This is a genomic window from Segnochrobactrum spirostomi, from assembly GCF_009600605.1.
In the GTDB taxonomy this organism is placed as follows: domain Bacteria; phylum Pseudomonadota; class Alphaproteobacteria; order Rhizobiales; family Segnochrobactraceae; genus Segnochrobactrum; species Segnochrobactrum spirostomi.
Genome location: NZ_VWNA01000001.1, coordinates 2,019,399 through 2,027,500 on the forward strand (window position 1 = coordinate 2,019,399; position 8,102 = coordinate 2,027,500).

Annotated in this window: 2 protein-coding genes, 1 tRNA gene and 2 rRNA genes (1 of these 5 only partly in view); 1 reads left to right on the top strand and 4 read right to left on the bottom strand. The window is 67.3% G+C overall.

Annotation, left to right across the window (positions count from 1 at the left end):
• A complete protein-coding gene (locus F0357_RS09075) occupies positions 1 to 3,513 on the top strand; it encodes a YhaN family protein (protein WP_153480031.1) in 3,513 nt (1,170 codons plus the stop codon).
• A gap of 18 nt (positions 3,514 to 3,531) precedes the next feature.
• On the opposite strand, the gene F0357_RS09080 is transcribed toward F0357_RS09075, so the two are convergent.
• From F0357_RS09080 to F0357_RS09095, 4 genes are all read right to left on the bottom strand, one after another.
• A complete protein-coding gene (locus tag F0357_RS09080) occupies positions 3,532 to 5,265 on the bottom strand; it encodes a type VI secretion system contractile sheath domain-containing protein (RefSeq protein WP_208948268.1) in 1,734 nt (577 codons plus the stop codon).
• 288 nt (positions 5,266 to 5,553) lie between these two features.
• Positions 5,554 to 5,630 (bottom strand) — tRNA-Met (locus F0357_RS09085).
• Between the two features lie 42 nt (positions 5,631 to 5,672).
• A 5S ribosomal RNA gene (gene rrf / locus F0357_RS09090) occupies positions 5,673 to 5,787 on the bottom strand.
• Between the two features lie 89 nt (positions 5,788 to 5,876).
• A 23S ribosomal RNA gene (locus tag F0357_RS09095) occupies positions 5,877 to 8,102 on the bottom strand (it continues 504 nt past the right edge of the window).

An 8,102-nucleotide genomic window follows, 5' to 3' on the forward strand; every position in this document is an offset into this window, starting at 1 on the left:
ATGCGCTTCGCCGAACTGAGCCTCGAACGCTACGGCCACTTCGACGGCTGCACGCTGCGCTTCCGCCCCGGCGCGCCGGAACTCCACATCATCTACGGCGGCAACGAGGCCGGGAAGACCACGTCGCTCGCCGCCGTCTCCGATCTCTTGTTCGGGTTCCCGGCGCGGTCGCCCTACAATTTCCTGTTCGATTACGCGCTGCTGCGCGTCGGCGCGGTGCTCGAGGACGGCGACCGCGTCCTCGCCTGCCGGCGCAAGAAGGGCACGAGCGGCACGCTCGTCGACAGCGCCGACGCGCCGATCGACGAGGGGCCGCTGCTCGCCATGCTGCGGGGACAGACCCGAGAGACGTTCGGGCTCTCCTTCAGTCTCAACCAGAACGGCCTACGCTCCGGCGGCCTTGCCATGGTCGAGGCCCGCAACGATCTCGGCCGGACCCTGTTCGCCGCCGGCTCCGGCCTCACGGGCATTTCCGACGCCTTGAAGCGGCTCGAGGCGGAGGCGGACGCCATCTGGGGGCCGCATGCCGCCGCCCGCCGCACCTTCACCCAGGCCCAGCGGGACTTCACCGAGCGGTCCAAGATCGCCCGCGAGGCCTCGTTGAAGCCGAAGACCTGGTCGGACGCACGGGCCGCCCGCGACCGCGCCGCCGCCGCGCTCGAGTCTGCCCGACAGGAGCGCGACCGCGTCCAGGCCGAGCTTGCCGCCCTCGAGCGGATCCGCCGGCTCGCCCCCCTGGTGCGGCGGCGTGCGCAAGAGATCGAATCCTTGCGCGCGCTCGGCGATATCGTCGATCTCGGCAAGGCCCGGGAGGATGCGGCCGCGGCCGTCTTCCGCGACGCCGATGAGGCCGAGCGCGCCAAGGCCGCAGCCGAGACGTTGTTGCACGACGTGGCGGAGCGCAAGGCCGCCATCGCCATCGACCCAGCGGTGCTGGCCGAAGCCGATGCGGTCGATGCGCTCGTCGCCGAAGCCGGCGCCGTCGCGAAGGCGGCCCGCGATCTCATCACCCGCGAAGCCGAACTCGCTGCGACCGAGCGGACGATCGCGGCGCTGCGCGCCGAAGCCGGCGCAAATGCCGACGCGCTCCCGACGCGGGCGATCGCCGCCCGGCTGCGCGACCTCGCCCGCCTGCACGCCGAGACGCGCGCGCAGCGCGCGGCGGCGGCGCGGAGCCGGGCCACCCTGCACGAGCGGCGCGAGCGGGCGCTCGCGACGCTCGCCGACACGCGGGCGGCGGCGCTTGCCCCCGCGCTCGTCGAGGCGGTCGATGCGGCCCGGGCGCTCGGGACGGACGTCGACGCGCGCTGCGACGAGGCCCGCCGCCTTGCGGCCCTCGCCGCAGAGACGGCGCGGGTGGCGCTCGACCGGCTCGCGCCCTGGGGCGGCACGATCGAGGCGTTGCGGCGGTTGCCGCGGATCGGGACGGACGAGATCGAGACCGCCCGCGACGATCTTGCCGCGATCACAGCCGACATCCGCCGGGCCGAGGACGAGGCTCGCCGGGCGCAGGAGGACGGCGCCGCGGTCGCGCTCGAGATCGCCGGCACCGTGGCGGTCGCCGCCTTGTCGCCCGATGATATTGCGACGGCCCAATCCGAGAGAGCGGCGTTGTGGTCGCCGATCAAGGATCACGTGCTCGGCGAACGGGCGCTCGCCGCCCCCGTCGAGACGGTCGCCGCGTTCGAGGCCGCCATGCGGCTCGTCGATGCCCGGATGGAGCAGCGCTTCACCCACGCCGAGGCCTGGAGCCGCATCGCCCAACTGAAACGCACCAAGGCGTCGAACGATTTGCGGGCCGCCCAGGCCGACGCCCGCGTCGCGGAGAGCATGGCGCGGCGAGACGCGGCGCTGGACCATTGGCGCGCCCGCCTCGCCGCCGCGGGCCTGCTTGTCCTCGATCCGCTTCCTTTCGCGACCTGGCAACGCGACCGCGACGGCGCCGAGGAGGCGCACCGCGAGCGTGACGGGCTCGATGCCAGCGCCGAACGGCTCGCCGGCGATCGGGAGCGCGCGCGGCGCGCGGTCCTCACCGCCCTCAGAGGGGCGGCTGGGGCCGGTGGCGGTGCTGATTTAGGGCCGGCCGGGCCGGATTCTCAGGACCAGACCGACCTCGCACCCGTCCTCGCACCCGTCCTCGCCCGCGCCGAGCGGTATCGGCGGGAGGGCGAGGCTGCGGCCGAACGGCGGCGGCTCGCCCATGCCGAGGTCGAGCGCGTGGAGCAGGACATCGCCGCGCTCGAAAGCGAAGCGCGGGGGACCGAGGCGGTCGCGACGGAGCGCGCCGCAGCCTGGACGGCGGCGCTCACCGAGGCGGGCCTCACGCTCGACATCGAGACGTGCGGCCCGGTGCTGGATCTGCTCGACGACCTGCGCAAGGAGACAGCGACCGCGGCTGACCAGAGACATCGGATCGACGGCATCAAGCGCGACGCCCGACAGCATGTGGCCCACCTCGATGGGATCGCCGATCGGCTCGGCGTGCCGCCGGGCGATCCGGCGGGGCGCCTCGGCGCCCTGAAAAGCCGACTGTCCGACGCCCGCGGCGCCGCCCGGCTCGTTGAGGCGCTCGCGGCGGAAGGCGCCCGCCGCGCCGGCGAACGCGACGAAGCCGCCGCGCGGCTCGCCGCCGCCGAGAGCGCACTGGGCCCGTTGTTCGTCGAGACCGGCGCGGCCGATCGCGTCGCGCTGACGGAGATTCTGGAGCGGTCCCGCGCCAAACGGATGCTGGTCGAGACGCTGAGCGAAACGGAGCGGGCCATCGTCGCCGGCGGCGACGGGTTCGGCCTCGACGTTCTCCTCGCGGCGGTGTCCGCCGCCGATCCCGATACCCTCGCGGGCCGCGTCGCTGCGCTTACGGCCGATCTCGCTGCGCTGAACGGCGAGGCGGACGCGGCAGCCTCCGCCCACGGCGAGGCCAAGCGCGCCTTCGCCGACCTGGAGGCCGGCACCACGTCCGCGGCGGACGCGGCCGCCGACGCCGCGCAGGCCCGCTCGGAGCTCGAGGTGCTCGCCGAGCACTACATCCTGAAACGCGCCGAAGCCCTGACCTTGAAATGGGCGATCGAGCAATATCGCGAGCGGCACCAGGATCCGCTTCTGTTGCGGGCGGGCGAACTTTTCGCAATCCTGACCCTCGGCCGCTACGCGAGTCTGCGCGTCGACAGCGACGGCCCCACGCCGCGGCTGCTCGGCCTGCGCGACGACGGGCGCACCCTCGTCGACGTGCAGCACATGAGCGAGGGGACGACCGATCAGCTCTTCCTGGCGCTGCGGCTGTCGGCGTTGGAGCAATCGGTGAAGGCGGGCGTGGCGCTTCCCTTCCTCGCCGACGATCTGTTCGTCAATTTCGACGACGCCCGCGCCGAGGCCGGCTTCAAGGTTCTGGCGGAGGTCGCGGAGTCGACCCAGGTGCTGTTCTTCACCCACCACCCGCATCTCGCCGAGATCGCGCGGACGGTGGTCGGCGCAGATCTCCATTCCGAGTGCGCGCTCAATGCGGAGCAGCGCTGAGGCCGCCCCGCGCGGGCCTCAGAGCGCGATCTCGAACGAGAACGCGAAGCCGTTCATGATCCCGTCGCCGAGGCGGATCGAAACCTCGTAGCGATCGTCCGCCTCCGCCGTGACGGTCGCCGAGGCTCCGGCGCCGGTGGGGAGCAGCATGTCGTGCAGCACGGCGCGCATCGCGTCCGCGGTCTTTTCCGGCGTGCTTGCCGCGGCGAAGACGTCGCGGTTCGCCTGCAACGCATCTTCGAGCACGGCGGAGACGAAGCGGAACGGCAGGCTGTTGAAGCCCCGGAAGACCTTTCGGGTTTCCTCGGTGACGGCCGCCGGACCGTGCACGGCGGCGGCACGCACGATGAAGACCTCGTCGTGGTCGGGTCGGCCGGCGAGGCAGATGATTCCCGCATCGGCGAGATCGCGGGCGAGATCGGGCGTGGCCAACGCGCGGACGGGAATGGCGACGGTACGGCCGCCGCGAAGGCGGCATTCGGCCACATCGAAGCCGCCAACCGCAGCGCCCGGACCCGCCACCTCCGTCGGCCAGCCGGTCCGCACGAGGCTGCGCAAAACTTGCGCGGCGACGACGACTCCCGCGGGACCCCAGAGCGCCGACGCGTCGTCGTTCCCCGCCCGCAGGAGGACGTCGTTCCAGGCAGCGAAGAGGAAGCCGCTCTCGTCGCGCTCCCGAAGCCCGCGCCAGGCGGCGAAGGTCGGCCCGTCCAACAGTGTGATGGGGGCGTCGAGCGCGGCCACCTCCGCCGGGTCGGTGCCGAAGAAATCCGCCGCGAGGGAGACGATCACCGGCGTCGCGAGGCGGTCAGCCGCGGCGGCGAGGCGGCCGAGGGCCTCGAGATCCCGTGCGGCGGCGCCGTACGGCGAGAGGACCAGGATCGCGGTCAATTCCGGCTGGTCGGCGAGCGCATCCGTGAAGGCGTGGCTGCGCAGAAGGTCGGGGACGGCATCGCGGGCGACGTCGCAGAGAAAGAGGTGGCTAGCGGGGCGCCGCTCGCGCGCCGTCATCAGGAGGCGGAGCGACCGCCAGGCGGCTTCGCGAGCCTGCCAGTCGGGATGATCGGCGATCGCACGCACCTGGGCGGCGATCCGGGCGGTGCCGCCGCGCGGCACCGCCGCCTTCGGCGCGCGAGCTTGGCCGGTGGAGGCGATGAAGGCCGAGACTGCCGCGCGGGCCGGATTGCTCGGCGCGGCGGCCGAAGGCGCGTCGGGCAGGTCGATGAGATCGAGGAGGCGGTCGAGGGCGCCATCGTCGGGCTGCGGCGCGGACGGTGCCGAGACCGGCAGCGCAGGATGCTGGGTCGCGCGGGGGACGGCCGCGGAGCCGTCGGCATCGGCGAGAAGGCCGGCGAACCGCTCGCGATCGGTTGCAGCGAGGGACTGACCGGCGCGGGCGGCGACAACCGCCGCCCCGGCCTCGGCAATCAGCGGGATGCGGGCGGCGAGCGTCGCGGGATCGAGGTCCCGCGGTGCTGCGACGGGCACCGTGACGACCAAGGCGGCGGGCGTTCCGCCGAGATGGTTCGCGACCTCGAGCGCCACCCGCGGCCGGATGGCGGCGATAACCGCGGCGAAATCCTCCGCCGAGATGTCGCGCGGACGGCCATCGGCTGCGGCGCCGCCGAAATCGCCGACGATCACGAGCTTGAACGGCAGGTCCGCCGGCATGCGGAGCGGGGCAGCATCGGCGCGGGTGCCAAAGGCCATGGAGAGATGGAGGCCGCCTTGCGGGGTTGGCTCGTCGGTCACGGATTGGTCTCCGGGGGCTGGAACGGGCTTGGCGGTGGGGCCGCCGTTCTGCCCTCTACGCCTCGGCTGCGTCGTGCGTGCGACAGATACCTGAGGCATTATGGCCGGGCATTTGCGCGCCCGATGGCGAGTTGTTTCAAGTATTCGCCGATGTGTAGTGAGCCATGATTTGGTATTTCCGGCGGTTTTTGTTCTTGTTTTGTTCTGTATGTTATTTTGGCTGGTGTAACGCAGGAAGCCCGAGGCATGTTTTGGGCATGCATCGGGCTTGTTGTGATGTTGTGTCTTTGGTTGCGGGGGCAGGATTTGAACCTGCGGCCTTCAGGTTATGAGCCTGACGAGCTACCGGGCTGCTCCACCCCGCGTGAGGTGGTGATCGTGAAGAGTGATTGTTTCGTGCTTAGCGGGCCTGGCGGCGACCTACTCTCCCGCGTCTTGAGACGAAGTACCATCGGCGCTGAGGGTTTTGACGGCCGAGTTCGGAATGGGATCGGGTTTAGTCCCCTCGCCATAGCCACCAGGCCGGCGAAGCACGAATTTTCGATAACGCTGTTTGTGTCTTTGGTCATGTCGCGCCGCGATTGGCGGCGATTGGGCATGGACTAATGAGAGCGATCAAGCCGATCGAGCTATTAGTACCGGTCCACTGAGCCTGTCACCAGGCGTACATGTCCGGCCTATCAACGTGGTCGTCTTCCACGGCTCTCGAGGGAGATCTCGTTTTGAGGTGGGTTTCCCGCTTAGATGCCTTCAGCGGTTATCCCGACCGTACATAGCTACCCTGCTGTGCCGCTGGCGCGACAACAGGTACACCAGAGGTACGTCCATCCCGGTCCTCTCGTACTAAGGACAGATCCTCTCAAATCTCCTACACCCACGGCAGATAGGGACCAAACTGTCTCACGACGTTCTGAACCCAACTCACGTACCACTTTAATCGGCGAACAGCCGAACCCTTGGGACCTGCTCCAGCCCCAGGATGTGATGAGTCGACATCGAGGTGCCAAACGATGCCGTCGATATGGACTCTTGGGCATCATCAGCCTGTTATCCCCGGAGTACCTTTTATCCGTTGAGCGATGGCCCGTCCACGTGGGACCACCGGATCACTATGGCCGACTTTCGTCTCTGCTCGACTTGTCAGTCTCGCAGTCAGGCAGGCTTATGCCATTGCACTCAACGAGCGATTTCCGACCGCTCTGAGCCCACCTTCGCGCGCCTCCGTTACGCTTTGGGAGGCGACCGCCCCAGTCAAACTACCCACCATGCACTGTCCTGGGCGCGGATGACGCGCCGCAGTTAGACATCCATATCTTCAAGGGTGGTATTTCAAGGGTGGCTCCACCAAGGCTGGCGCCCCGGCTTCAAAGCCTACCACCTATCCTACACATGACGACACGAATGCCAGTGCAAAGCTATAGTAAAGGTTCACGGGGTCTTTCCGTCTAACCGCAGGAACCCCGCATCTTCACGGGGAATTCAATTTCACTGAGTCGATGCTGGAGACAGCGGGGAAGTCGTTACGCCATTCGTGCAGGTCGGAACTTACCCGACAAGGAATTTCGCTACCTTAGGACCGTTATAGTTACGGCCGCCGTTTACCGGGGCTTCGATTCAGAGCTTGCACCCCTCCTCTTAACCTTCCGGCACCGGGCAGGCGTCAGACCCTATACGTCGTCTTTCGACTTCGCAGAGCCCTGTGTTTTTGCTAAACAGTCGCCACCCCCTGGTCTGTGCCCCTCCCCAATGGTTGCCCACCGAGGAGGCCTCCTTATCCCGAAGTTACGGAGGTAAATTGCCGAGTTCCTTCAGCATCGTTCTCTCAAGCGCCTTGGTATTCTCTACCAGTCCACCAGTGTCGGTTTCGGGTACGGTCTATAACGTGGAGGCTATTTCCTGGAACTCCGTCGCTGCCCAAGCAATCCAGTAAGCTTGAACAACTTAAGGCGTTCGTCACCATCCACAGGCTGAGGAATATTCACCTCATTCCCATCGCCTACGCCTTTCGGCCTCGGCTTAGGGGCCGGCTGACCCTGCGCAGATTAGCTTTACGCAGGAACCCTTGGACTTTCGGCGGGCGTGTCTCTCACACGCCTTTCCGTTACTCATGTCAGCATTCTCACTTCCGATACCTCCACGGGTCCTCACGGATCCCGCTTCACAGGCTTACGGAACGCTCCGCTACCGCGCATCTTGCGATGCACCCGCAGCTTCGGCGCGTGGCTTGAGCCCCGTTACATTTTCGGCGCAAGAACCCTTATTTAGACCAGTGAGCTGTTACGCTTTCTTTAAATGATGGCTGCTTCTAAGCCAACATCCTGGTTGTTTTGGGATTCTCACATCCTTTCCCACTTAGCCACGACTTAGGGGCCTTAGCTGGCGATCAGGGTTGTTTCCCTTTTCACGACGGACGTTAGCACCCGCCGTGTGTCTGCCAGATAGTACTTCTCGGTATTCGGAGTTTGGTTAGGTTTGGTAATCCTGTGGGGACCCCTAGCCCATCCAGTGCTCTACCCCCGAGAGTATAGGTCTGACGCTCTACCTAAATAGATTTCGCGGAGAACCAGCTATTACCGAGTTTGGTTGGCCTTTCACCCCTAGCCACAAGTCATCCGAGAATTTTGCAACATTCACCGGTTCGGCCCTCCAGCAAGTGTTACCTTGCCTTCAGCCTGCTCATGGCTAGATCACCCGGTTTCGGGTCTAATCCAACGAACTAAGTCGCCCTATTCGGACTCGCTTTCGCTGCGCCTACACCTACCGGCTTAAGCTTGCTCGTTAAATTAAGTCGCTGACCCATTATACAAAAGGTACGCCGTCACCATTTCAGGCTCCGA

What these genes read in the sequence shown, in the direction of transcription:
- F0357_RS09075 (WP_153480031.1), top strand. Translation starts at nt 1, where the DNA reads ATGCGCTTCGCCGAACTGAGCCTCGAACGCTACGGCCACTTCGACGGC.